At 72.3% G+C, this 23,444-nt stretch carries 20 protein-coding genes and 2 pseudogenes; 13 read left to right on the top strand and 9 right to left on the bottom strand.

Translation table 11 applies throughout. From position 1 onward, the window contains the following. Nucleotides 1–153: 153 nt before the first annotated feature. A complete protein-coding gene (locus tag AB0E07_RS35315) occupies nucleotides 154–1,005 on the bottom strand; it encodes a hypothetical protein (protein WP_362261230.1) in 852 nt (283 codons plus the stop codon). Nucleotides 1,006–1,244: 239 nt separating this feature from the next. Between AB0E07_RS35315 and AB0E07_RS35310 the strand changes: the two genes are divergently transcribed. Beyond that, on the top strand, nucleotides 1,245–1,376 hold the full coding sequence (locus AB0E07_RS35310; protein WP_362261293.1) for a hypothetical protein: 132 nt from the start codon (nucleotides 1,245–1,247) through the stop codon (nucleotides 1,374–1,376). Beyond that, nucleotides 1,343–2,666: pseudogene (locus tag AB0E07_RS35305) on the top strand (HEAT repeat domain-containing protein); the annotation flags it as partial. The gene AB0E07_RS35310 and the pseudogene AB0E07_RS35305, both read left to right, overlap by 34 nt. 13 nt (nucleotides 2,667–2,679) lie before the next feature. Here the strand turns inward: AB0E07_RS35305 and AB0E07_RS35300 are convergent. Continuing rightward, nucleotides 2,680–3,969, bottom strand: a complete 1,290-nt coding sequence (locus AB0E07_RS35300; RefSeq protein WP_362261228.1) for a sulfite oxidase — start codon at nucleotides 3,967–3,969, stop codon at nucleotides 2,680–2,682. Nucleotides 3,970–4,540: 571 nt separating this feature from the next. Here AB0E07_RS35300 and AB0E07_RS35295 point away from each other — a divergent pair. The 3 genes from AB0E07_RS35295 to AB0E07_RS35285 are packed head-to-tail and all read left to right on the top strand — an operon-like array spanning nucleotide 4,541 to nucleotide 7,216. Next, on the top strand, nucleotides 4,541–5,107 hold the full coding sequence (locus tag AB0E07_RS35295) for a winged helix-turn-helix domain-containing protein (RefSeq protein WP_362261226.1): 567 nt from the start codon (nucleotides 4,541–4,543) through the stop codon (nucleotides 5,105–5,107). A 19-nt stretch (nucleotides 5,108–5,126) separates the two neighbouring features. Beyond that, on the top strand, nucleotides 5,127–6,392 hold the full coding sequence (locus AB0E07_RS35290; RefSeq protein ID WP_362261224.1) for an acyl-CoA dehydrogenase: 1,266 nt from the start codon (nucleotides 5,127–5,129) through the stop codon (nucleotides 6,390–6,392). A gap of 41 nt (nucleotides 6,393–6,433) precedes the next feature. Then, on the top strand, nucleotides 6,434–7,216 hold the full coding sequence (locus AB0E07_RS35285; RefSeq protein ID WP_362261222.1) for a sulfite exporter TauE/SafE family protein: 783 nt from the start codon (nucleotides 6,434–6,436) through the stop codon (nucleotides 7,214–7,216). Between the two features lie 46 nt (nucleotides 7,217–7,262). Here AB0E07_RS35285 and AB0E07_RS35280 read toward each other — a convergent pair whose 3' ends face one another. Then, nucleotides 7,263–9,194, bottom strand: a complete 1,932-nt coding sequence (locus AB0E07_RS35280; RefSeq protein ID WP_362261220.1) for a DUF1996 domain-containing protein — start codon at nucleotides 9,192–9,194, stop codon at nucleotides 7,263–7,265. A gap of 344 nt (nucleotides 9,195–9,538) precedes the next feature. On the opposite strand from AB0E07_RS35280, the gene AB0E07_RS35275 reads away from it, so the two are divergent. The 4 genes from AB0E07_RS35275 to AB0E07_RS35260 all read left to right on the top strand — a co-directional run bounded on the left by AB0E07_RS35275 (nucleotide 9,539) and on the right by AB0E07_RS35260 (nucleotide 13,610). Further along, nucleotides 9,539–10,759 (top strand): MFS transporter, encoded by a 1,221-nt coding sequence (locus AB0E07_RS35275; RefSeq protein ID WP_362261218.1) that lies wholly within the window; start codon nucleotides 9,539–9,541, stop codon nucleotides 10,757–10,759. Nucleotides 10,760–10,820: 61 nt separating this feature from the next. After that, nucleotides 10,821–11,237 (top strand): heme-binding protein, encoded by a 417-nt coding sequence (locus AB0E07_RS35270; RefSeq protein WP_362261215.1) that lies wholly within the window; start codon nucleotides 10,821–10,823, stop codon nucleotides 11,235–11,237. 31 nt (nucleotides 11,238–11,268) lie between these two features. Further along, nucleotides 11,269–12,093 (top strand): aldo/keto reductase, encoded by an 825-nt coding sequence (locus tag AB0E07_RS35265; RefSeq protein WP_362261213.1) that lies wholly within the window; start codon nucleotides 11,269–11,271, stop codon nucleotides 12,091–12,093. Nucleotides 12,094–12,164: 71 nt separating this feature from the next. After that, nucleotides 12,165–13,610, top strand: coding sequence for a glyceraldehyde-3-phosphate dehydrogenase (locus AB0E07_RS35260; RefSeq protein WP_362261211.1), 1,446 nt, complete (start codon nucleotides 12,165–12,167; stop codon nucleotides 13,608–13,610). A gap of 58 nt (nucleotides 13,611–13,668) precedes the next feature. On the opposite strand, the gene AB0E07_RS35255 is transcribed toward AB0E07_RS35260, so the two are convergent. Then, on the bottom strand, nucleotides 13,669–14,121 hold the full coding sequence (locus AB0E07_RS35255; protein ID WP_362261209.1) for an NAD(P)H-dependent oxidoreductase: 453 nt from the start codon (nucleotides 14,119–14,121) through the stop codon (nucleotides 13,669–13,671). A gap of 248 nt (nucleotides 14,122–14,369) precedes the next feature. Between AB0E07_RS35255 and AB0E07_RS35250 the strand changes: the two genes are divergently transcribed. The 3 genes from AB0E07_RS35250 to AB0E07_RS35240 all read left to right on the top strand — a co-directional run bounded on the left by AB0E07_RS35250 (nucleotide 14,370) and on the right by AB0E07_RS35240 (nucleotide 16,814). Next, nucleotides 14,370–14,690 carry a hypothetical protein gene (locus AB0E07_RS35250; RefSeq protein ID WP_362261207.1) on the top strand — a complete coding sequence of 107 codons (321 nt, stop codon included), beginning with the start codon at nucleotides 14,370–14,372 and terminating at the stop codon, nucleotides 14,688–14,690. Between the two features lie 171 nt (nucleotides 14,691–14,861). Next, on the top strand, nucleotides 14,862–15,968 hold the full coding sequence (locus AB0E07_RS35245) for an acyltransferase family protein (RefSeq protein WP_362261291.1): 1,107 nt from the start codon (nucleotides 14,862–14,864) through the stop codon (nucleotides 15,966–15,968). Between the two features lie 177 nt (nucleotides 15,969–16,145). Next, entirely contained in the window at nucleotides 16,146–16,814 is a 669-nt protein-coding gene (locus tag AB0E07_RS35240; RefSeq protein WP_362261205.1) for a lipoprotein, read from the top strand. Nucleotides 16,815–16,883: 69 nt separating this feature from the next. On the opposite strand, the gene AB0E07_RS35235 is transcribed toward AB0E07_RS35240, so the two are convergent. The 4 genes from AB0E07_RS35235 to AB0E07_RS35220 are packed head-to-tail and all read right to left on the bottom strand — an operon-like array spanning nucleotide 16,884 to nucleotide 21,451. Further along, a complete protein-coding gene (locus AB0E07_RS35235) occupies nucleotides 16,884–18,239 on the bottom strand; it encodes a GH1 family beta-glucosidase (RefSeq protein ID WP_362261203.1) in 1,356 nt (451 codons plus the stop codon). A gap of 29 nt (nucleotides 18,240–18,268) precedes the next feature. Next, complete coding sequence (locus AB0E07_RS35230; RefSeq protein WP_362261289.1) at nucleotides 18,269–19,108, bottom strand: carbohydrate ABC transporter permease; 840 nt, start codon at nucleotides 19,106–19,108, stop codon at nucleotides 18,269–18,271. Nucleotides 19,109–19,121: 13 nt separating this feature from the next. Continuing rightward, nucleotides 19,122–20,120, bottom strand: a complete 999-nt coding sequence (locus AB0E07_RS35225; protein ID WP_362261201.1) for a sugar ABC transporter permease — start codon at nucleotides 20,118–20,120, stop codon at nucleotides 19,122–19,124. Between the two features lie 14 nt (nucleotides 20,121–20,134). Continuing rightward, a complete protein-coding gene (locus AB0E07_RS35220) occupies nucleotides 20,135–21,451 on the bottom strand; it encodes an extracellular solute-binding protein (protein WP_362261199.1) in 1,317 nt (438 codons plus the stop codon). Between the two features lie 184 nt (nucleotides 21,452–21,635). On the opposite strand from AB0E07_RS35220, the gene AB0E07_RS35215 reads away from it, so the two are divergent. After that, nucleotides 21,636–22,940, top strand: a complete 1,305-nt coding sequence (locus tag AB0E07_RS35215; RefSeq protein ID WP_362261197.1) for an ROK family protein — start codon at nucleotides 21,636–21,638, stop codon at nucleotides 22,938–22,940. Between the two features lie 45 nt (nucleotides 22,941–22,985). Here the strand turns inward: AB0E07_RS35215 and AB0E07_RS35210 are convergent. After that, nucleotides 22,986–23,444: pseudogene (locus AB0E07_RS35210) on the bottom strand (coagulation factor 5/8 type domain-containing protein); the annotation flags it as partial.

Below are 23,444 nucleotides of genomic sequence, written 5' to 3'. Positions count from 1 at the left end.
CCGCGCCTTCGCGGTGTACGGACCGGCGTCCGAGAGCGAGCCAGCCGCTCGGAGCGACCGGAGTGTCGGCGCCCGGTTCGGGCCTCCGCGCGACCCTTGGCGCAGGCGGGCCGGGCGACCGCCACCCCGCGCCCCCGTCGGACGGCCGGTGCGTCACCCGGTGCGCAGGTCCGTCAGGCGGGCGGTCGCCTGTTCCGCGTGGCGGCCGGCCTCGCGGGCACGGCGTTCGAGGGTCCGCAGCCGGGCGCGGGCCGCGCGTTCCGCCTCACGCGCCTGTCGGCGGTCCTCCCTGGCCCGGCTCAGTTCCTCGGTCAACTCCGCGATCCGGTCCTGGAGCCGGGTGGCCCTCTCCTCGGTCGCCGCCGCCTCCCGCGCGGCCCGCGCCACCTCCTTCTCCAGTGCTCGCAGTTCACGGCCGGCCGTGTCGGCGGCCCGGCGCGCCCGGGCCAGCTCCTCGTCGTCACGGCGCACGGCCGGACGGGGTTCGGGCCGGGCCGCCGGACGCGGACGGTGCGGCACCGAGGCGCCCGTCTCGGAGAAGCCCACGACCGCCTCGAACGGTCTGACCAGCCGCCCCTCGGCCCAGGCGCGGGCCGCGTCGCGATCGGCCAGGACGGCGTGCAGGATCGTCTCCACCTCGTGCGCGACGCCCGCGCCGACCGGATGGCCGGCCCGCGCCGCCAGCGCGGCGGCCTCGCGGGTCACCGCGCGGACCAGGGTCCGCTGCTGAGCGCCGAGTTCCCGCAACAGCGGCCCGTCCAGGTCGTGGTGGGCCCGGCGCAGCCCCTCACCGAGCCGGAGCAGCGCGGCCACCTCGTCGGGGCGGGCCCGGACCAGGAGGTTGCTGACCCAGGCGGCGAGGCTGGGGCGGCGCAACCGGCCGATCCTCTCGGCGAGTTCCCGGTCGCCCGCGGTACGGGCCGCGGCCACCCGCTCGCCGCGCGCCGCCGTGAACTCCTCCGGCCGCAGCGCGTACAGCTCGTCGGCGACGCTGTCGATGTCCACCGGGCTCCTGTCGACGCGGGCACCCGCCCTTCCTCCGAGCCTAGGAGGGGCGGGGACGGCGTGCCCGTCGACGGGGGTCCGCCGGACACCTCCCGGGACCGGGGCAGGGCCGTCCGCTGCTGGCAGATCTTGCCGAGCGGCGGGAGAAAGGCCAGGTCGGAGCAGTACTCGGGGAGGCGTCAGGTGGCGCAACAGTTCCGCAACACCACTATCCCTACCGGATGAGTATGGTTCCGGCCATGCCTCCCACCGACCGCGTCCGCGACCACGCCGGCCAGGGCGCGACCACCGTCGCCGCCCACCGCGCGCGCCGTCGGCTGCGCGCGGACCGGGCGCGGCAGCGATGGGGGCCCGCACCCAGCACGAGCTGATGCGCTGCGCGGAGGTCACGTTCATCCGGGACTGCGCCGAGATGGCCGCCCGCGCCTCCCTGGCCCGCACGGAGTCCCGCCGGGGCCTGTACCACGACCGTCTCGACCATCCGCACCTCGACGACGCGTCCTGGTTCCACCACCTGGACCTGCGCAAGTCCTCGACGGGGGCGATGGAGTTCACGGCCCGGCCGGTGGCGCCCTACCTGGTCCCGGTCGACGAGTACAGCCCGGTGGGCGGCGCCTCGCGGCATCTGGGCGAGGTCCACCCGGAGCAGGTCGCGACCGCGGGCGCCCGGGAAGCGGCCCCGGTGGCGATCGGCGCGCCGTCCGCGGCGGGCGAGGCGGACGGCGGGGACGTCGGCACGGCGGCCCCGCCCGCCAGTCCGCGCCTGCTCGCTCTGCTCTTCCTCGCGGAGGACGCACCCGACCTCCGGGCGCTGGCGCCCTACCTGGCCGACGCCGATGCCACCGTCCGGCGCACCGCGGTGACCGTGCTGACGGAGACCGGGCCGCGGGGCGCCGGGCCCGCGCTGGCCGGGGCGCTCACCGACCCGGACGCGGGGGTCCGCGCCGCGGCGGCCGCTTCCCTGCGGGAACTGGTGGAGACGCTGGACCCCGAACCCGCCCTGCGGGACGGCCTGACCGCCGCGCTGTCGGGGGCGGACCCCGTCGCCCGCGCCACCGCGCTGGACGCCCTGCGCGTGCTGGGCCTCGGTGGGACCGGGCTGTTCGCGGGCTCCCTGTCCGACCCGGACATCGCGGTCCGCGTCGCCGCCCTGCGCGCGCTGGTCTCGGTCGACGCCACCGCGGAGCTGGCCGGCGCGGCCGCCTCCGAACCGTCCCGGGAGGTCCGCGTCGCCCTCGCCAGGGCACTCGCCACGGTCGCCGGTCGGCGTTCCGCCGATGCGCCGCAGACCGCACCGGGACCGGTCCTCGCCGCTCTGACGGGGCTCCTGGACGACCCCGACGCCCTGGTGCGTGCCGCCGCCTACGAGGCGTTCGGGGCGACCGGCTGCCCGGACGGTCCGGCCGCGCGCGGTGGCGGCGCTGTCCGAACCGGCCTGGCAGGTACGGGCCGGCGCGGCCGCAGCGCTGTCCCTGGCCGAACCGGGCCGGGCGGTGGCGGCCCTGGCGAAGGCGCTCGCCGACCCGAACGCCGACGTGCGCAAGGCGGCCGTGGCCGCGCTGACCCCGCACCGCTCGGCCGAGGACGCGCGGGCCGCCCTGGAAACGGCGACGGCGGACCCGGACGCGGACGTCCGGGCGTACGCGGCACGGGCGTTGTGAGCGGCAGCCGCCGTCAGACCACGGTCACGGGATGGCGTACCACCGCGTCGAACAGGTAGCCCTGTGCGTTGGGCACCGAGGTCTCGGGCTGGGTGCGGCCGGCCGTGTCCGTGGCGCGGGCCAGCAGGTGGGTGGGGCCCGGGGTGTCGGGCTTCCAGGCGACGGACCAGCGGGTCCAGGTGTCCGCCCGGGGCCGGTCGTGCAGCCGGGCCGGACGCCAGCGGGCGCCTCCGTCGGTGCTGACGTCGACGCGGGCGATGCCTCCCGCGCCCGACCAGGACCGCCCGTGCAGGACCTGTCCCCGCGCCACCGGGAAGGCGGCACCGCTCGCCACTTCGAAGGCGCTCTTGATGGTCTGCCGGCTGAGCGGCGCGCTGCCCTCCGCCGGGTGGGCGGGGCCGAACAGCCGGTAGAAGGTGGTGTTCCACGGCGAGTAGAGCGGCTGCGCGGACACCTCGATGTCCCCGACCCACTTGATCGACGAGATCCCCACCCACGAGGGCACCAGCACCCGCACCGGATACCCGTGGTCGTGGGGCAGCGGCTCGCCGTTCATCTCGTACGCCAGCACCACGTCGTCCAGCGCCTTGGCCAGGGGCAGCGGCCGGCGCACCCGGCCGAGGCTCTCCCCGCCGCTGCCGAACTCGGCGTCCAGGCCGCGCGGCTGGACGTCCACCGCCCGGGAGGAGAGACCCGCCCTGCGCAGCACGTCGGCGAGCCGGACCCCGCGCCAGCGGGCGACGCCGATCGCGCCCAGGGTCCAGGCCGTGCCGCTGACCGTCTCGCCCTGCTGGCTCGTGTAGAAGGAGCGGCCGTTGCCCGCGCACTCCACGAAGGCGGTACGGGTGACGGAGGGCAGCGCGCGCAGGTCGTCGTAGCCGAACTCCACCGGCCGGTCCTCGCCGGGCGTGCCGCGCAGGCCGCTGCCCCACAGGCGCAGCCGCCAGGCGGCGGCGTCGAGGACGGGGGTGGTGGTGTGGTTGCGGACGAAGAAGAGTTCGTTGGGGGTGTGGTGGCCGGTTCCGCGCAGGGCCTCCCAGCGGGTCTCGGCGTTGGTGCCGCGCTGGACGAACCACTCCGGCGGCAGCGGTTTGACGATCGGGGTTCCGGCGGCGCGGGCCGGGGGCGGGGCGGGCAGGGCGGTGACGGCGGCCGTGGCGGCGAGCAGGGTGAGCAGCCGGCGGCGGCTGACCCCGTCCGCTCTCGCCTCCCCGGCGAGCCACTGGCGCAGTCTGCGCCGGTCGTAGGCGGTTTCGTCGTGGCGCGACACGCGCGGGGGCGACGGCTTTGCGGGCGTGGGCATGACGGGTCCTCTGCGTCGGTGGGACATCCGGGGACGGGGGTGCGCGGGCGGCCGGGACCGGGACGGGGCGGCGGCTCCACACCTTCAGGACACGCCCGTTGGGCCGCGCGCGAGGGCGGCGCGGAATCAGCCGGGGAAACGACACAGCGCGGCGGCCACCCGGACCAGGTCCACGGTGCGGCGGCGCGTCAAGGGCTCCGGCTGCGGCATGGCGGGATGCAAGCACGGGGCGCGCGCACGTGTCAACGCACGCGCGGTGGAGGGCTGTTGAGTCCGCGCGGGGTCGTCGCGGGCGGCACGTGAGATCTTCCCCACTTTCCCTATAGAGTTACTAGGGAAGGCTTGACGGCGCGCCGCCGGGCGCGCAGCATGATGTCCATGTCCCGTAAGCAGCAGCGACTCGTTCGTCGTCGGCATGTCGACTTTGGTCACGTCGTCAGTGCCGCCTGCTGTCCGGCGTAAGGCACCCGGCTCACTCGTACGCCCGTGCCGCTCCGCCACCCTTCCCCGGCGATCAGGCGCATCCCGCCGCCATGCCCGGGGCCCTACACACTTCTGAGGGACTACCGCCATGACCACGGCACTTCCGGCCCAGGCCGCTCCGCTCGACCCTCTGCTCTCCGACCCCCTGCGCCGCCTTCGCCTGGTGGGCGATCCCGTGCGCGGCGGGACCGAGGGCCAGGCCGCCCCGCCGCTCGTCGGCTACCTCGTCCTCGTCCCCGAGGGCACCGACCCCGCCGAACTCTTCGCCAAGGACGGGCCCCGTCCGGAGATCCGGCCGGTCGCGGCACCGGGCACCGCCGCGGTCCACCGGTCCGTGGACGGCGTCGTCCGGATCGATCCGGCCCGCCGGATCGCGGAGGTCGACGGACGTGAACTCGACCTCACCTACCTGGAGTTCCAGCTGCTCGCGCACCTCGTGCTGCGTCCTCAGCAGGTGCACACGCGCGACCGGCTGGTGACCGCCGTCTGGGGCTACGACCACGTCGGTGACGGCCGCACGGTGGACGTGCACATCGCCCGGCTGCGCCGCAAGCTGGGCGCGGCGCACCGGGACCGGATCGTCACCGTCCGGCGCGTGGGCTACAAGTACGTGCCCGCCCGGACCGAGAGCCCCGACGCCGCCCCGCGCGGCTGACCTTCAGGAGACCGTTCCCATGGGCCCCGCCGTGCCGCCGCGCACCGTCCCCCCGTCCGACAGCGCCCTCGCCGGCCCAAGGCACTGGCTGCGCGCGGCCGGTGGGGCGGCGCGGTCCCTGGCCGCCGACGCCGGGGACCGAGCGGGGCGGGCTCCGGTGCGCGAGGTGGCCGCGCTGCGCGCGGCCGGGCTGCTGGCGCTGCCGTACGAGGCGGACGGCGACCGCGTGGACTGGGCCACCGCCTGCGCCGTGGTCCGGGAGATCGCCGCCGCCGACGGCCCGGTCGGGCAACTGCTGGGCCGCCACTACTTCCTGTCCTGGAGCGCCGGGCACCTCGCCGAGCCCGGGGCGGCCCGCCGTACGGCCGAGCGGTCGGCCGCCGAACAGTGGTGCTGGGGCGGCGGTTACGCCCCTCAGGAACAGCCACTGATGCTGGCCCGCACCTCGCGGGGCTGGGTGCTCGACGGCTTCCAGAGCTGCACCACGGGTGTCCTGGTCGCCGACCGGCTCGCCGTCCGCGCCGTCCGCGAGGACACGGGCGAGCCCTTCGCCGTGGTGGTCGGTCCCGGCCGCCGGGGCGTGACGGTCGCGGACGACGGCGACCTCTTCGGCCGACGCCCGGCCGCCGGAGGCAGCGTCGGGTTCGAGGACGTGCCCGTCGGCCCCGACGACGTGCTCGGCTCCCTCTCCCCGCACGGGGACTTCCTCTCCCCCCGCGCCGCGCTGATCTCGCCGGTCGGCCGGCTCCTCGCCGTCCAGGTCCTTCTCGGCCGGACCCGGTGGATGCTCGCCGAAGCGGAGGATCGGAGCGGGACCGCCCCGATCTGCGGGACCGACCCGATCGGCGGGACCGACCGCGCCGGCGGAGCCGAGCACACCGGCGGGACCGACGACAGCGCCGGGTCCGACGACCCCGCCGGGTCCGACGACCCCGGCGGGTCCGACGACCCCGGCGGGTCCGACCGCTCCGCGCACGCCCTCGCCGATCAGGCCGTCGACGCCGTGCGGACCGCGCTGGACCTCGGTGACGGGATCACCCGGGACGCGTACGAGCGGACCTCCGCGGTCGTGGCCACGGCGGAGGCCGCCGCCGCGCGAACGGCCGCGGAGGCCGCCACCCGCGCCCTCGGCACCGCGGGCGCCCGCGCCGCCGCCACCCGGCTCGGCCTCGACCGCAACTGGCGTGACCTCCACACCTCGTACGAACCGTTCCCCTCCCGCACGCGCGGGGTCGGCGGTCCCCTCGCGAGCGGAGGCCGCCTGTCCTTCGCCCTCCCCGCCTGACCCGGCGGCGGAGCGACGCGGACTCGGGCGGAGGGGACGGCATGTCCTGGGCGACGCTGTCCGGCGGGCTGGCGCTGGGCCTGCTGTGCGCGGTACTGACCGCGCCCGTGGGAGTCTCCGGCGCGGTGTTCCTGCTGCCCGCGCAGCTGACCCTGCTGGGCGTGCCCAGTCCCGCGGTCACCCCCACCAACCTGCTCTACAACGTGGTCGCCGGCCCCGGCGCCCTGCTCCGCTACCGGCGCGCGGGGCCGTTGCTCACACCGCTGACCCGCCGTCTGCTCGCGGGCACACTGCCCGGGGTGGTCGTCGGCGCAGTCCTCCGGGTCCTCGTCGTTCCCGACGCCACCGTCTTCCGTCTCCTGGTCGGCGCGCTCCTGATCCCGCTGGGCCTGTGGCTCCTCGCGCGCACGCTCGACCCCGCCCGGCGGGCGCCCGCCCCGGACCCCTCCCCGCGGACGGTCGTACGGCTGGCCCTGGCCGTCGGCGTGGTCGGCGGGATCTACGGCATCGGCGGCGGCGCGATCCTCGGACCCGTCCTGGTCGGCCGGGGCATGTCCGTCGCCCGGGTCGCCCCGGCCGCCCTCGCCTCCACGTTCGCCACCTCCGTGGTCGGAGCCGCGACCTTCGCCCTGCTGTCCCTGGCCGGTTCCGGGAACATCGCGCCGGACTGGCACCTCGGTCTGGCCTGCGGCCTGGGCGGGCTGATCGGCGGATATCTGGGGGCACAGCTGCAACCCCGCCTCCCGGAGACGGGGTTGCGTCTGCTGCTCGGCTCCCTGGCGGCCGTCCTCGGCACCTTTTACGTGGTGCAGGCGCTGCGCTGAGGCCGCGAGGAACGGGGACCGGCGTCCCCGTTCCTCAGGGTGTCGCTCAGGCTCTGCGCGCGAACCGGCGCAGCAGCACGATGCCCGCGACGACGAGGAGCGTGCCGGCGGCCGCCGGCCACAGCTTCGCTCCGGTGTCGGCGAGGCTGCCGCCCGCGGTCTGCGGCGCGGTGCCGTAGACCGGCTGGTCGGAACCCACGGCGACCGAGGACTGGGTCGGCGAGGCGGTCGGCGAGCCGATGGCCTCCGCGGGGGCCTCCTCGGTGCGGGTCTCGGAGGGAGTGGCGGAGATCTTCGGCCGGTCGGCGGTGGCCGTGGCCTGCGGGGCGTCGTCCGCCGGGGGCTCGGCGCTCTGCGTCCCGGCCGGGGGCTCCTCGGCGGCGGGCTCGGACTCGTCGTCGCCCGGCGCCGGGTTCTGCGGCTCCTCCGGCTCCGCGGGCTGCTCGGTCTCCTGCGGCTGCTCCGTCTCCTGGGGCTCCTCGGAGGGTTCCGGCTGCTGCGGCTGCTCGGTCTCCTGCGGCTCCTCGGTCTCCTGGGGCTCCTCGCTCGGCTCCGGCTGCTGCGGCTCCTCGGGGGCCTCGGCACCGTCGCACTCCCGGCCCTCGTTGATGCAGTCGACCATCTCCCGCATCAGGCCCTCTTCGAAGACGTTGATGAAGTCGCCGTGGTCCGTGACCGGCTTGTGCAGCTGCTCGGGGAAGGAGTCGACGGCGAACAGCGGGGTCGTGTCGCCGCCGTCGTCGAGGCTCGGCGCGTCGACGTCGTAGACGATGCGCTGGACCAGCTGCGGGATGGCCTGGAAGCCGGCCGCGCAGGAGCCGTCGGCCGCGGCGAAGGCCACGTGCGTACGGTGGTTGGCGCTGTCGATGTTGCGGCCGTCCCAGCAGCTCTGGAACTTGAACGTGCGCACCACGTCGCTGCCTTCGGGGCAGAGCGGGTACTTGTCCTTCAGCTGCCGGTCCTCGAACCCGGTGCAGCTCCACGAGGCGTTGGCGTTGGCCGTGCCGTTGACGTGGGCCTTGGCGTCACCCGTGATGATGCGCAGCAGGCGCGGCATGGCCGTCACGTCGCCGGTGGGGCTGCCCTGGAAGGTCAGGGTGACCTCCTTGGGCGTGACGATCTCACCGGCGTTGCCCTCGATACCGCCGCCGGGGGCCTGGGCGTCCTGCTCCTGGGTGCCGTTCTGAAGCCGCAGGACGGGCCAGTAGTAGGAGGACTTGTCGCCCTGGTTCTCGCAGCTGGTGTCGGCGGCGGCCAGGTCCGCGTCACTGCTGAAGGCGTCGTTGTCCTGGTTGCCGATGTAGTCGTGGAAGTGGTGGGCGCCGTTGGAGACGCCCGGCGCGACGATCACGTTGTCGGAGTTGAACAGCCCGTTCTCGTTGACCCCGCAGCGGGTGACGAAGGTGCCGCGGGAGGCGTTCTGTCCGGCCGGGGGCTGCGCGCTCGGCTGCACGCTGTTGATGTCGGCGAAGTCCGCGGCGACGGGGCCGTTTCCGGCCTGGCCGTTCTCCTCGTTCTCGGCCTGCTCCTCCTCGGGAGGCAGCAGTTCGCAGCCCGCCAGCGCCTCCAGGCCCTCGGGGCGCTCGCCCGCGTTGCCGATGGCGACGGCGATCCGCTCGATCGTCCCGGCCCGCTTCTCCTCCAGCGGCTTCATGACCGAGCTGTCGGTGAACGCGGCGTCCTGCTGCTGTTCCGGTGTGGCCGACCGCAGTTGCTTGTACGCCTCGGATATCTGGCCGTCCAGGGCGGCGAGTTCGTTGTCGACGTCCGTCCGGGCCGCGTCCGGGACCGCGGTCAACTCGCTGCCGACGTCGGGGCAGTCGATGGTCGCCCCGCCCGGCTGGGCCGACGGGTCCGCCTCGGTCGCCGAGGCGTACACATTGACCGCCACCATGCCACCACCGCCCAGGATCAGGGCGATCGCGGCGAAGGTCGCGCGCCGTGGGCCGGTCGGGCGCCTGCGCGTATTGCGTCTCAAGGCACTACTCCTACGTTCTGGACGGGCGAGCGGACATACAAATCCCTCGCCCCCATACGGATCCCGGGCCCACCGTGTTCAACGGCTCCCCACATTCATACGGACTTCTCAGTGGATCCGCATGGACACGGGCGCACCGGCCACCCCACCACGGTCACGGCACGCGGCGGTCACGGCCCACGACAGTCACGGCACGCGGCGGTCACGGCCCGCGCCGGACCGGGCACTGGTTGCAGGCGACGGCTATCTCACTCCACACACGACCTCGCTTGCATGTAGCCCGCGCTTGCAACTATTGTTTTCGCCTGTAAGCACCTCACGCAATCCCCGGAAGGTTCGTCCTCATGCCTCTCGCGCTCCTGGCCCTGGCCATCGGGGCCTTCGGGATCGGCACCACCGAGTTCGTGATCATGGGTGTGCTCCCCCAGGTCGCCGACGACTTCGGTGTCACGATCCCCACCGCCGGCTGGCTGGTCTCCGGCTACGCGCTCGGTGTCGTCATCGGCGCCCCGCTGCTGACCGTGCTCGGCACCAAGGTGTCCCGCAAGAAGATGCTCATGTTCCTCATGGGCCTGTTCATCGTGGGCAACACCCTCTCTGCCCTCGCACCCGGCTTCGGCATGATGCTGACCGGCCGGATCATCGCCTCCCTCGCCCACGGAGCCTTCTTCGGCATCGGCTCGGTGGTCGCCGCCGACCTGGTCGCGCCGCACCGGAAGGCGTCGGCGATCTCCCTGATGTTCATGGGCCTGACCGTGGCGAACATCGTCGGCGTGCCGGGCGGCACCTATGTCGGACAGGTTTTCGGCTGGCGCGTCACCTTCGGCCTCGTCGCCGCGCTGGGCGTGATCGGCCTGCTCGGGGTGGCCCGGCTGGTGCCCGAGGCGGGGCGGCCCGAGGCCGCCGACGTGCGTTCGGAATTCGCCGCCTTCCGCAACGTCCAGGTGTGGCTGGCGATGGCGATGACCGTGCTCGGCTACGGCGGGGTCTTCGCCGCGATCACCTACATCACGCCGATGATGACCGAGGTCACCGGCTACACGGAGGCCGCCGTCACCTGGCTGCTGGTCCTGTTCGGCATCGGGATGTTCCTGGGCAACCTGCTCGGCGGCAGGCTCGCCGACCGCGCGCTGATGCCGCTGCTCTTCTCCTCGCTCGGCGCGCTGAGCCTCGCCCTGCTGTTGTTCACGGCCACCGCGCACCACAAGGTCCTCGCGGCGATCACCCTGACCCTGATCGGCGCCCTGGGCTTCGCCACCGTGCCCCCGCTGCAGAAGTGGGTGCTGGACCAGGCCACCGCCGCGCCCACGCTGGCCTCGGCCGCCAACATCGGCGCCTTCAACCTGGGCAACGCGCTCGCGGCCTGGCTGGGCGGCGTCGTCATCGCAGCCGGGCTCGGCTACACCGCGCCGAACTGGGTCGGTGCCCTGCTCTCCGCCACCGCGCTGCTGCTCGCCCTCGTCGCGGGCTTCCTGGACCGCCGCACCCGCCGCGCCGCCGGCCGGGTCCTCGCTCCGGCAGCCGCCGTGCCCGCCGGCCGGGCGACGGCCTCCGCGCACCACTGAGCCGACGCCGGGAGCCCTCCCGGCATCCCCCTCCTCCCCTACGCACCACGGAGTCAGTCCCATGAGCACCACCCTCCCCCCCCTCACCACCCAGGACGCCGAGACCCTGCTCACCGCCGCCCGGGCCGCCGCGGACGCGGCCGGGGTCCGGGTCAGCGTCAGCGTCCTCGACGCCGGCGGCCATCAGCTGGCCTTCCGCCGCGACGACCGGGCCCTGCTGATCTCCGGCGAGACCAGCACCCGCAAGGCGTACACCGCGCTCCAGCTGGACAGCGCCACCGCCGATCTCGTCGACGCGGTCAAGCCCGACGGGCCCTTCCACAGCCTGGCCACCGCGCTGGACCGACCCCTGCTCTTCATCGCGGGCGGCCTCCCGGTCCACCGTGACGGACGTCTCGTCGGCGCCATCGGCGTCGGCGGCGGCGCCCCCGAGCAGGACCACTCCTTCGCCTCCGCGGCCGTCGCCGCCCTCCGCTGATCCGATCCCCCACCACCGAGGAACCACCGCCATGACCACTGTCCCCACCGTCACCCTGAACAACGGCGTCCAGATCCCGCAGCTCGGCTTCGGTGTCTTCCAGGTCCCGGACGCCGAGACCGCCACCGCCGTCACCACCGCCCTCGACTCCGGTTACCGCTCGATCGACACCGCCGCGATCTACGGCAACGAGGCCGGCGTGGGCAAGGCCCTCGCCGCCTCCGGCCTCGCCCGCGAGGACCTCTTCGTGACCACCAAGCTGTGGAACGCGGACCAGGGCTACGACGCCACCCTGCGGGCCTTCGACGCCGGCCTGGACGCGCTGGGCCTGACCCATGTCGACCTGTACCTCATCCACTGGCCCACGCCGGCCCGGGATCTGTACCGGGAGTCCTGGAGGGCCATCGAGCGGCTGGTCGCCGACGGCAGGGTCCGCGCCGCCGGAGTCTCCAACTTCCAGCCCGCCCATCTGCGGCGCCTGCTGGACGGCGCGTCGATCGTGCCGGCCGTCAACCAGATCGAGCTGCACCCCGGACTCCAGCAGGCCGAGCTGCGGGCCCTCCACGCCGAGCTGGGCATCGCCACCGAGGCGTGGAGCCCGCTGGCCCAGGGCGCGGTGCTCGGCGACGAGGCGATCACGGCCCTCGCCGAACGGCACGGGAAGTCGCCCGCCCAGGTCGTGCTGCGCTGGCACCTCCAGCTGGGGAACATCGTGATCCCGAAGTCCGTCACCCCGCACCGCGTCCGGGAGAACCTCGACGTCTTCGACTTCACCCTCTCCGACGAGGAGATGGCCGCCGTCGCCGCCCTGGACCGCGGGCTGCGCACCGGTCCGGATCCGGACACCTTCAACTGACGACCCCAGATCGGGCCCTTTCGAGCAGGCGGGTTAGCATATGAGCACCGCCTAGCTCGAAAGAGACTTCTGTGACTGTCAACGACGACTCGTTCACCAACTGGAAGAACCGCGAGGAGATCGCGGAGTCGATGATCCCGATCATCGGGAAGCTGCACCGGGAGCGGGACGTGACGGTCCTGCTGCACAGCCGCTCCCTGGTGAACAAGTCGGTGGTCAGCATCCTCAAGACGCACCGGTTCGCGCGGCAGATCGCCGGCGAGGAGCTGTCGGTCACGGAGACACTGCCCTTCCTGCAGGCGCTCACCACGCTCGACCTCGGCCCGTCCCAGATCGACATAGGCATGCTCGCCGCGACCTACAGGTCCGACGACCGCGGCCTGTCGGTGGCGGAGTTCACCGCCGAGGCCGTCGCCGGCGCCACCGGCGCCAACAAGCTGGAGGGCGGCGCCGGCCGCGACGTCGTCCTCTACGGCTTCGGACGCATCGGCCGGCTCGTCGCCCGGCTGCTGATCGAGAAGGCCGGTTCCGGCAACGGACTGCGGCTGCGCGCCATCGTCGTCCGCGGCGGTGGCGACCAGGACCTCGTCAAGCGGGCCTCGCTGCTGCGCCGTGACTCCATCCACGGCCAGTTCCAGGGCACGATCACGGTGGACGAGGAGTCCGCCACGATCTTCGCCAACGGCAACGCGATCAAGGTCATCTACGCGAACGACCCGTCCGAGGTCGACTACACGGCGTACGGCATCAAGGACGCCATCCTGATCGACAACACCGGCAAGTGGCGGGACCGGGCGGGCCTCTCGCAGCACCTGCGCCCGGGTATCGACAAGGTGGTGCTGACCGCGCCCGGCAAGGGCGACGTCCCGAACATCGTGCACGGCGTCAACCACGACACGATCAAGCCGGACGAGCGGATCCTGTCCTGCGCCTCCTGCACCACCAACGCCATCGTGCCGCCGCTGAAGGCGATGGACGACGAGTACGGCGTGGTCCGCGGCCACGTGGAGACCGTCCACTCGTTCACCAACGACCAGAACCTGCTGGACAACTACCACAAGGCCGACCGCCGGGGCCGGTCCGCGCCGCTGAACATGGTTATCACCGAGACCGGTGCCGCCTCGGCCGTCGCCAAGGCGCTGCCCGACCTGAAGGCGCCCATCACCGGCAGCTCCATCCGGGTCCCGGTGCCGGACGTGTCCATCGCGATCCTCAGCCTGCGCCTGGGCCGCGAGACCACCCGCGAGGAGGTCCTGGAGTACCTGCGCGACGTCTCCCTGAACTCGCCGCTCAAGCGCCAGATCGACTTCACCACCGCCCCCGACGCCGTCTCCATGGACTTCGTCGGCTCCCGGCACGCCTCCATCGTGGACGCCGGCGCCACCAAGGTCGACGGCGACAACGCCATCCTCTACCTCTGGTACGACAACGAGTTCGGCTACTCCTGCCAGGTCATCCGGGTCGTCCAGCACGTCTCCGGCGTCGAGTACCCGACCTACCCCGCCCCGGCGGTCTGATCCCCCGTGCTCCCCGAGCGTCACGGCGGTGCCCGGCACCGCCGTGACGCTCGCGCGTTCAGTCCGTCAGGCCGGCGGCGAGGGTCGCGCCCAGGTCCCAGCACGCCTCGGTGTCCCGCTTGTCCGGTTCGCCTGTGACCGTCACCGGCTCCGCCGCGCGGCGCCAGGCGAGCCCGGTGGTGACCGACTCGATCGACCGGACCGCGCCCGTGACGTCGTTCCCGCCGTGCACGTAGTAGCCGAAGGGACGGCCGCGGGTGGCGTCCAGGCACGGGTAGTAGACCTGGTCGAAGAAGTGCTTCAGGGCGCCGGACATGTAGCCGAGGTTCGCCGGCGTGCCCAGCAGAACGGCGTCGGCGCCCAGCACGTCGGTGGCGGTCGCGGCGAGCGCCGCCCGGCGCACCACCGTGACGCCCTCGATCTCGGGGGCGGTCGCGCCGGAGATCACGGCCTCCAGCATCGCCTGACAGTTCGGTGAGGGCGTGTGGTGCACGATCAGCAGAGTTGCCACACCACCGAACCCTGCCGCGCCACCGGGCGCCCCCGCAACTTCGGATTCCGTACGTCCGGTTATGTGCCCCGGCGCGTCGTTCTCAGTGAATTCCCATCCGCTCCGCGGGGAAAGCGCTGCCTTCGGCAGCGGTATCGTCACCGCCGTCAGGGGAGGCGAACTGCCGTACGCGTGGTGCGCGGGGAGGCGTGAGTCACCAGGTGAGCGATCCGAGATGCCGGTGCACCTGTCCGGGGGCGACGGTGTGGGTGACCGGGCTGCCGCTGGCCGACCGGCTGGCCGCCGCGTACGCGCTGGCCGAGCGGCTCACCGCTCGGGACCGGCGGGTGACGGTGCTCGACCGGTACGACGACCTGCGCGCCGACGTGGCGCGGCTGGGGCTCGTCGCGGAGGTGCTGGCCCGCAACGGCGTGATCGTCGTCGTCCCGTGCGCCGAAGAAGGATCCGCCGCGGTACGCATACGTCACGAAGCGAGTGGAACACGCTATCTCGAGGTGTCCGTGACCGGCCGGAAAAGCCCTGAAGAGTCCGCTTCGGACGTTATCGGACGTCTCGTCACACATGACTGACGCCATGGGAGATACCGCGGTCACATCACGACCGTCCAGGTTTACGCGGCTGAGGTTGCGTGGCTAGGTTGTTCCCGGTGTAGGCACAAGGGCCGCACAGTTAACTCTTGTAAGAGGTGTTCTGCTCTGTCTGGGTTCCGTCAGGATGGGATCGCACAGCAAACGCTGCCCCTGCGCAGTCTCGGACAGGCACAGGCGCCGCCGGGAGCGGGCGACGGCAAGGCCGCCGCACCGGCCGGACAGACTGCTCGGTCGGTCAAGCAGCGGGACGCGTTCTTCGACAACGCCAAGTACCTCGCCATCGTGCTGGTGGCGATAGGACACGCCTGGGAGCCCCTGCGGGACGAGAGCCGCACGGTCACCGCGCTGTACATGGTCGTCTACGCGTTCCACATGCCGGCGTTCATCGTCATCTCCGGCTACTTCTCGCGGAGCTTCGACGCCGCCCCGGGGCGCGTCAAGCGGCTGGTGACCGGCGTCGCCGTCCCGTACATCGTGTTCGAGACGGCGTACACCTTCTTCACCCGGTGGACCGACAACGAGCCCGGCCGTGACATCAGCCTGCTCGATCCGCTGTACCTGACCTGGTTCCTCGCCGCGCTGTTCATCTGGCGCCTGACCACGCCGATCTGGCGCGTGGTGCGGTGGCCGCTGCCGCTGGCCCTCGGCATCGCGATGCTGGCCACGATGACCCCGACCATCGGCAAGGACCTGGACCTCCAGCGGGCCCTTCAGTTCCTGCCGTACTTCGTGCTCGGCCTGTGCCTCAAGCCCGAGCACTTCGCGCTGGTGCGCCGGCGCGCGGTGCGGATGCTGGCCGGACCGGTCTTCCTCGGCGCGGTCGTGGTGGCGTGGTGGGCGGTGCCGCGGATGAACTACGCGTGGTTCTTCCACCGCACCAGCGCCGAGCAGTTGGCGGCGCCCGTCTGGTACGGGCCGGTCATGACGCTGGCGCTGTTCGCCTGCTCGACGGTGCTGGCCGCGTGCTTCCTCTCCCTGGTTCCGGGGCGCGGCACGTGGTTCACGGCCCTGGGCGCGGGCACGCTGTACGGCTACCTGTTGCACGGCTTCGTCATCCAGGCCGCCAACAAGTACCACTGGTCGCACCTGGACTGGGTACAGGAACCTCTGGGGAAGATCGTGGTGACGCTGATCGCCGGCGCCGTCGTGACCGCGCTGTGCACGCCGCCCGTGCGGCGGGTGTTCCGGTTCGTGATGGAGCCGAAGATGGACTGGGCGTTCCGTCGCGATCCGGTGGCCGACGCCAAGTCCCGCTGAGCCCCGCCGCACCGGCCCGACGCCGGTGCGGACCCACAGAAGGGCCGCTCGTGGTCAACGTGACCGGGGCGGCCTTTCGCATGTCCACCGCCGCTGTGAAGGGGGATCGGGGCCTGGGCGCGGGGAGCCGCTCGGGCTCGGTTAGCCTGTGCGCCGGGTGTGCGAGGGGAGAGCGAAGTGACGGGGCGTCGTGCGGCTGCTGCCGCGGTGCTGATGACGGTGCTGGCGGGATGTTCGGGCGGGTCGGAGGGCGGGTCGGAGGGCGGCGACACGAAGGCGTCGGCCGGGGCGTCCGCGCGGGAGAAGGAGTCCTCGGTGGCCCGCAGCGGCGGTTCCGTCGGCGCGCAGGGCTCCCCGTGCGAGCTGCCGGTCACCTTCGACTTCGCCGAGGACTGGGAGGCGGACGCCGTCGATGCCGCCGTGGAGGCCGGGAGCGAGGAGGCCCAGGAGGCCGTCGACGCCTTGCTGTACCAGGGTCCGGTCGCGTTGGTGTGCGAGCTCGACGCCAAGCCGGCGGGCAACATCGGCTTCCTGCGGGTGTGGACCGGGAAGCCGGGCGAGACCGACGCCCGCGAGGTGCTGGAGGCGTTCCTCGCCGCGGAGAACGGTGCCGCCGAGGAGAAGTACGGCACCTTCGAGTCGAACGGCCTCCGGGGTGCCGAGGTGACGTACCTGTACTCCGACGAACTGCTGGAGGAGACGAAGGAGGAGCGGGCGGTGGCCGTGGTGACTACGCGGGGGCCGGTCGTCCTGCATCTCGGCGGGCTGGACACCGAGGAACACCGCGCCATGGTCCCGGCGCTGGAGCTGGCGAAGCAGACGCTGCGCGCCGCGCCGGAGAAGTAGCGCGCCCTGTACGCGACGTGCGGCCGTGCCCCCGCCGGGGCACGGCCGCACGTGTGTGTGGCGGGCGAGTCAGCGTTGCTGCTGCCGGTGGACGCGGATGATGTCCGCGTAGCGCTGCCCGCTCGTCTTCAGGGTGCGCTTCTGGGTGGCGTAGTCGACGTGGACCAGGCCGAAGCGCTTGTCGTAGCCGTAGGCCCACTCGAAGTTGTCGAGCAGGGACCAGGCGTAGTAGCCCGCCAGCGGGGAGCCCTTGCGGACGGCGCGGGCGCAGGCGGCCACGTGCTGCTCCAGGTAGAGCGTGCGCTCGGGGTCGTGGACCGTGCCGTCGGGCGCGACGGTGTCGGGGAAGGCGGAGCCGTTCTCGGTGACGTACAGCTCCCGCACCCCGTAGTCGTCGGTCAGGCGCAGCAGCAGGGCCTCCAGTCCCCCGGCGTCGATCTGCCAGTCCATGCCGGTGCGCGGCACGTCGGGCAGCCGGACCTCCCGGGCGTACGGGACCGGGCCCTCGGGGTCGTCGGTCACGGTGGCCGGGAAGTAGTAGTTGAGGCCGTGCCAGTCGAGCGGCGCGGCGATCGTCTCCATGTCGCCCGGCTGTTCCGGGAGTTCGACTCCGTACAGCTCGCGCATGTCGGCGGGGAAGCCGCGGCCGTAGACGGGGTCGAGCCACCAGCGGTTGGTGTGGCCGTCCATGCGGGCGGCGGCCGCGATGTCGGCGGGGTGGGTCGAGGCGGCCTCGACGGTGGAGTGGTTGGTGACCAGGCCGATCCGGGCGCCGGGCACCGCGGCCCGGATCGCCTGGGTGGCCAGGCCGTGGCCGAGCAGGAGGTGGTAGGAGGCCCGTACCGCCGCGGTGAGGTCGGTCAGGCCGGGCGCCATCCGGCCCTCCAGGTGGCCGATCCACGCCGAGCACAGCGGTTCGTTGAGGGTGCCCCACAGGGAGACCCGGTCACCGAGCCGGGCGGCGACGGCCGAGGCGTAGGCGGCGAGGTGTTCGGCCGTGTCGCGGACGGTCCAGCCGCCGCGGTCCTGGAGGACCTGGGGCAGGTCCCAGTGGTAGAGGGTGATGTTGGGGGTGATGTCCGCCGCGAGGAGGGCGTCCACGAGCCGGTCGTAGAAGTCGAGGCCGGCCTCGTTGACCGGGCCGTCGCCGCCGGGGACCACGCGGGGCCAGGCGATCGACATGCGGTAGGTGTCGACGCCGAGGCGGCGCAGCAGCGCCACGTCCTCGGGCCAGCGGTGGTAGTGGTCGCAGGCGTCGTCGCCGTGGTCCCCGTTGTCGACCTTCCCCGGGGTGTGGGAGAAGGTGTCCCAGATGGAGGGTGTCCGGCCGTCCTCGGCCACGGCGCCCTCGATCTGGTAGGCGGATGTCGCCGTGCCCCAGCGGAAGCCGTCGGGGAAGGCTGCGAGGTCAATCGGATCGGGCACGGAGAACCTCTCTGGGTCTGGGCAGGCGGTCACTTGACGGCTCCGGCCGTCAGACCGGTGACGAGATAGCGCTGGAGGAGCAGGAAGCCCGCGACGACGGGCAGGCTGACGACGAGCGAGGCGGCCATGATCTGGTTCCAGTACACGTCGTTCTGGGTGGAGTAGCCCTGGAGTCCGACCGCGAGGGTGCGGGTGGTCTCGTTGGTCATGACGGAGGCGAAGAGGACCTCGCCCCAGGCGGTCATGAAGGCGTACACGGCGACGGCGACGATGCCGGGGATCGCGGCCGGCACGACGACCCGGAACAGCGCTCCGAGGGGGCCGCAGCCGTCGACCTTCGCCGCCTCGTCCAGGTCCCTGGGCACCGAGTCGAAGTACCCGATCAGCATCCAGATGGAGAAGGGCAGCGAGAAGGTCAGATAGGTGAGGATCAGGCCGCCGCGGGAGCCGAACAGGGCGATGCCGGTGGCGTTGCCGATGTTGACGTAGATGAGGAACAGCGGCAGCAGGAAGAGGATGCCCGGGAACATCTGGGTGGAGAGGACCGTCACCGTGAAGACGCGCTTGCCGCGGAAGTTGTAGCGGCTGACCGCGTAGGCGGCGAAGACGGCGATGGTGACCGAGCAGACCGTCGCCGCGCCCGCCACGATCAGCGAGTTGGTGAAGTAGTCGGCGAGCGGGACCGTCTCCCAGATGTCGAAGTACGGGCGGATGGTGAGGCCGGAGGGCACCCACTGGAACTTCTCCGAGACGTCCTGGAGCGGCTTCAGGGAGCTGGAGATCATCACGTAGACCGGCAGCAGGACGAAACCCGTGAGGAGGGTCAGGAAGATCCGGCGGCTCCACAGGAAGGACTGCGGCGCGGCCATCGGCGAGCGGGGTTCACGCATCGGTGCCCTTCCTTCCGCGAGAGGTGAACCAGAGGTAGGCGCCCGTCATCATGAGCAGGAACAGCAGCAGCAGGACGGACATGGCCGAGCCGGTGCCGAAGTTCCAGGTCTGGAACGAGGACTGGTAGATGTGCAGCGAGATCAGGTCCGCCGACTCCGGTGCCGCCTTGCCGAACAGCACGAAGGGCGTGTTGAAGTCGTTGAACGTCCACAGGAACAGCACCAGGACGAGCACCTGGTTGACCGGGCGCAGGGACGGCATGGTGATGCGGCGGATCTGCTGCCACATGCCGGCCCCGTCGAGGGCGGCGGCCTCGTACATCTCCCGGGGGATGTTCTGGAGCCCGGCCATGATGATGAGGAAGGCGAACGGCCAGCCCTTCCACACCGACACCACGAGCAGGGTGAAGAAGGCGTTGTCGCCGATGAGCCAGAAGGGCGGTGAGTCGGTGAGCCCGAGCTGGTCGTGGATCACGTGGTTCACCAGGCCGTTGTCCCGCTGGAACATGAACGCCCAGGTGATGACGGCGGCGTAGACGGGCAGCGCGTACGGGATCAGGAAGATCGTGCGGAGCAGGCCCCGGCCGCGGAAGTGCTCCTGGAGGTAGATCGCCGCGGTGGCGCCCAGCAGCCAGCACAGGCCGACCGAGAGCACGGTGAACAGACAGGTCGTGACGAACGACTTGAGCAGGGCCTCGCCGACGGGTGCGTCGAAGTCGACGGCGATCCTGTAGTTGTCCAGGGCCGCCCAGGGGGCGGTGCCCCAGTCGCGGATGTAGAACTGGGTGAGCTGCTTGAAGCTGACCACGATGCCGATGACCATCGGCACCAGGTGGACCAGGAGTTCGAGCAGGAGTGCGGGCAGGAGGAGCAGGTACGGCAGGGAGATGCGGCGCAGCCGCCCGGAGCGGCGCTTGCGGGGCGCCGCTCCGGGCCGGTGGTGCCGGTCCGCCGTCCGCTCGCCCGTGCCGGGGGAGGCGGTGGTGGTCATGGAGACTTCCGTGGTCACGCGGCGGGCATCTGCTGCTGGGCCTTTTCGAGCTTGGCCCGCACCGATTCGGTGGTGACCGCCCGTCCGGCGGCGGCGTCGGCGAAGAGTTCCTTCACCGCGGTGCCGACGACGGTCTCGAACTGCGACTCCTCGGGGACCTGCGGCAGCGCGGTGGCGCTGGTGGCGAGGGTCTCGCGCAGGACGGCGAGGGCCGGACCGTTGAACGAGGGGTCCTCCTGGGCGGCCTTGACCGGCGGGATGGAGCCGTAGGCGCTGTTGAGGATCTTCTGCTCGTCGTCGCTGGTCATGAACTTCACGAACTTCTTGGCGCCGTCGATGTTCTTGGTGTTCTTGAACACCGCCATGTTGATGCCGGCCACCATGGAGTTGGTGTTGGTGCCCGTGCCCGGGGTGCCGGACTGGACGGGGGCGGGGGCGACGCCCCACTCGTCCTCGTTCATGCCCTGGGACTTGAAGGTGGCCGAGGCGGTCTGCCACAGCACCATCGCCGTCTTGTCCTTGGCGAAGTCGCTCAGGGACTGGTTCTGCGCGTACTCGGCGTTGCCCGGCGCGATGATCTTCTCCTTGGCCATCAGGTCGACGTACTGCTTCACCGCGGCGACGGCGCCGTCGGAGGTGAAGTCGGCCTTGCCGTCGGGGGTGAAGAAGTCCGCGCCGTGCTGCTTGCCGAGGACGAAGACCTGGTGGATGTTGTTGGACAGGTTCGAACCCTCGGCACCCAGCGCCCACTTGCCGTCCTTGGACAGCTTCTTGCCGATCTCGGCCATCTCGTCCCAGGTGGCCGGGGGCTTCTCGATGCCGGCGTCGGCGAACATCTTCTTGTTGTAGTAGAGGGCGTAGGCCATGGAGTACAGCGGCACCGCGGCGGGGTCCTGGCCCTGGACGCCAGTGGAGCCGAGCGCGGAGTCGACGAAGCGGTCCTTGCCGCCGATGGCGTCGAAGTTCTTCGCGTCCCACGGCAGCAGGGCGCCGGTGGCCTGGAGGGAGGCGCTCCAGGTGTTGCCTATGTTGAGGACGTCGGGGCCCTGCCCGGAGGTGGTGGCGGTGAGGATCCGGTTCAGCAGATCCGACCAGGGCACCACCTCCAGCTTGACCTTGATGCCGGTCTCCTTCTCGAACTTGTCCAGCTCGGGCTGGAGGACCTTCTTGTCCACCTCCAGGCTGGCGCCCTGGTTGGAGGCCCAGTAGGTGAGGGTCTTCGGCTTCTCGTTGGAGCCCTCCGAGCCGGACGACCCCCCGCCGCAGGCCGCCGACGTGAGGACGAGAGAGAGGGTGACGGCACCGATGGCTGCGACTCTGCTTCTGCGCATGACTTCAGTAGGCCTTCCAGGAAGGAGCGACTGTCGCCTGCGAGGGGTCCGGAGCTGCGCCCCGCGTGCGGACCGCACCCCCCACGGCTTAATTTAGGACGTGAGTTAAGCGTCAAGCTAAGATCGCGTCAAGGGCCCCGACGCAGGTAGATTGCGGCGATGGCATCGACACGAGGGGGCAGGGGTGGCAGCACGCAGCGGTCGTACGGTACGTGACCTGCGGCGGGAGAATCGCACCGCCGTATTGCAACGGTTGTACTTCGACGGCCCGCTGAGCCGGTTCGCGCTCGGACCCGCCACCGGGCTCAGCTCCGGATCGGTGAGCAACGTCGTGTCCGAGCTGATGACGGACGGACTCGTCGAGGAGGCCGGAAGCGTCGATTCCGTCGGCGGACGGCCCCGCACGCTCTTGCGTGTCAGCCCGCGCAGCGGTCACCTGATCGGCATCGACGTGGGCGAGACCCGGGTCCGCGTCGAGCTGTTCGACCTCGCCCTGACCGAGCTGGCCCGGGTGGAGAAACCCCTGGCCACCGAGGGTCCGCGGCGGGTCGACCGGTACGACGTCGATGTCGTCGTACGGCACCTGCGCGACGGGATCGCCGAGGTGCTGGAGCGCGGCGGGAGCGCTCCCGAGCTGCTGTTGGGCGTCGGCATCGGGGTGCCCGGCATCGTCGCGCACACCCCCGGGGAGGGCGCCATCGTGCACGGGCAGACGATCGGCTGGGACGCCGTACCGCTGGAACGGTATCTGCGGGAGTCGGCCCTGCTGCCCGAGACGGTGCCCTACTACGTCGACAACGGCGCCAAGACGCTCGGCCAGGCCGAGATGTGGTTCGGTGCCGGACGGGGCGCCCGGAGCGCCGCTGTGGTCCTGTTCGGCTCCGGTGTCGGGGCGTGCGTGGTCTCCGCGGACATGGGGCCGGGCCGGGCCGTGGAGTGGGGGCACCTGACGGTACGGGTGCGGGGGCGGCGGTGCCGCTGCGGCGCCCAGGGCTGCCTGGAGGCGTACGCGGGCGCCGAGGCGCTGCTGGAGCGGTGGGCGGAGGCCGGCGGGCGGCCGCCGACGGGGGTGGACGAGGAGACCGCCCTGACGGCGATGCTCGCCGCCGCCTATCCGGCCGAGGGCGCCGCCGACGAGTCGGCCCTGGCCGTCCTGGAGGAGACGGCGGAGTACCTGGGCGCGGGCTTCTCCGACCTGATCAACCTCTTCCAGCCCGAGCGGATCCTGGTCGGCGGATGGGCGGGGCTGCAACTGGGCCGCCGGTTCCTGGAGTCGGTGAAGGCGCATGCCACCGCGTACTCGCTGCGCTACCCCGCCTCGCACGTCCGGATCGACCTCGGCACGCTCGGACCGGACGCGGTCACGGTCGGCGCGGCGATTTTGCCGCTCGCCGACTTCTTCGCCCGCGGCGGGCGGCCCGTGGAGGCGGAACCCAAGGAGCCGCACCCGGCCTGGCAGACCAATCTCCAGGACAGAGCGGCTCAGTGAGGGGCCCCTCCGGGCCGGGGCTGGTGCCCGGCCCGGAGGAACCGGTCAGGGGAAGGACACGACGTTCGACGGCACCGTGGAGGTGCCGGCCGGGACCGTGGAGGCACCGGTGTCGTTGATGACGTGCTCGTAGTGGCCGTTGCCGCCGAGGGAGACCACCAGGAGGCTGTGGAACTTCACCCCCGGTTTCACCGGCGCCTTGAAGCCGTGGTCCTGTCTGATGCTCGGATCGACGTTGTAGTAGCAGTAGCTGCCCAGGCCCCACGCCTCATGGGTGTTCACCGAGTCGTCGACCCGGTAGGCCGCGTATCCCTTGGTCGAGCCGTTCTGGATGGCGGCCTGGTTGGGCGCGTCGTACGCCTTCTCGTTCTGGAAGAAGATCGTCCGGCCGCGCTCGCCGTACCACTCGACGTCGTACTTGTTGAAGTGCTCGACGAACAGGCCCGTGGCGAGCACGTCGTCGCCGTTGACGCGGACGCCGTAGTCGGCGCGGTTGGTCTCCCA

It is taken from the genome of Streptomyces sp. NPDC048002, assembly GCF_040653275.1.
Lineage (GTDB): Bacteria > Actinomycetota > Actinomycetes > Streptomycetales > Streptomycetaceae > Streptomyces.
The sequence above is the reverse complement of the archived record's forward strand: the minus strand, read 5'-3'. Positions and strand labels throughout refer to the sequence as shown.

Coding starts and splice junctions, on each gene's coding strand:
- AB0E07_RS35310 (WP_362261293.1), top strand. CDS start 1,245: ATGCCTCCCACCGACCGCGTCCGCGACCACGCCGGCCAGGGCGCGACC.
- AB0E07_RS35300 (WP_362261228.1), bottom strand. CDS start 3,969: ATGCCCACGCCCGCAAAGCCGTCGCCCCCGCGCGTGTCGCGCCACGAC.
- AB0E07_RS35295 (WP_362261226.1), top strand. CDS start 4,541: ATGACCACGGCACTTCCGGCCCAGGCCGCTCCGCTCGACCCTCTGCTC.
- AB0E07_RS35290 (WP_362261224.1), top strand. CDS start 5,127: ATGGGCCCCGCCGTGCCGCCGCGCACCGTCCCCCCGTCCGACAGCGCC.
- AB0E07_RS35285 (WP_362261222.1), top strand. CDS start 6,434: ATGTCCTGGGCGACGCTGTCCGGCGGGCTGGCGCTGGGCCTGCTGTGC.
- AB0E07_RS35275 (WP_362261218.1), top strand. CDS start 9,539: ATGCCTCTCGCGCTCCTGGCCCTGGCCATCGGGGCCTTCGGGATCGGC.
- AB0E07_RS35270 (WP_362261215.1), top strand. CDS start 10,821: ATGAGCACCACCCTCCCCCCCCTCACCACCCAGGACGCCGAGACCCTG.
- AB0E07_RS35265 (WP_362261213.1), top strand. CDS start 11,269: ATGACCACTGTCCCCACCGTCACCCTGAACAACGGCGTCCAGATCCCG.
- AB0E07_RS35230 (WP_362261289.1), bottom strand. CDS start 19,108: ATGGCCGCGCCGCAGTCCTTCCTGTGGAGCCGCCGGATCTTCCTGACC.
- AB0E07_RS35225 (WP_362261201.1), bottom strand. CDS start 20,120: ATGACCACCACCGCCTCCCCCGGCACGGGCGAGCGGACGGCGGACCGG.
- AB0E07_RS35220 (WP_362261199.1), bottom strand. CDS start 21,451: ATGCGCAGAAGCAGAGTCGCAGCCATCGGTGCCGTCACCCTCTCTCTC.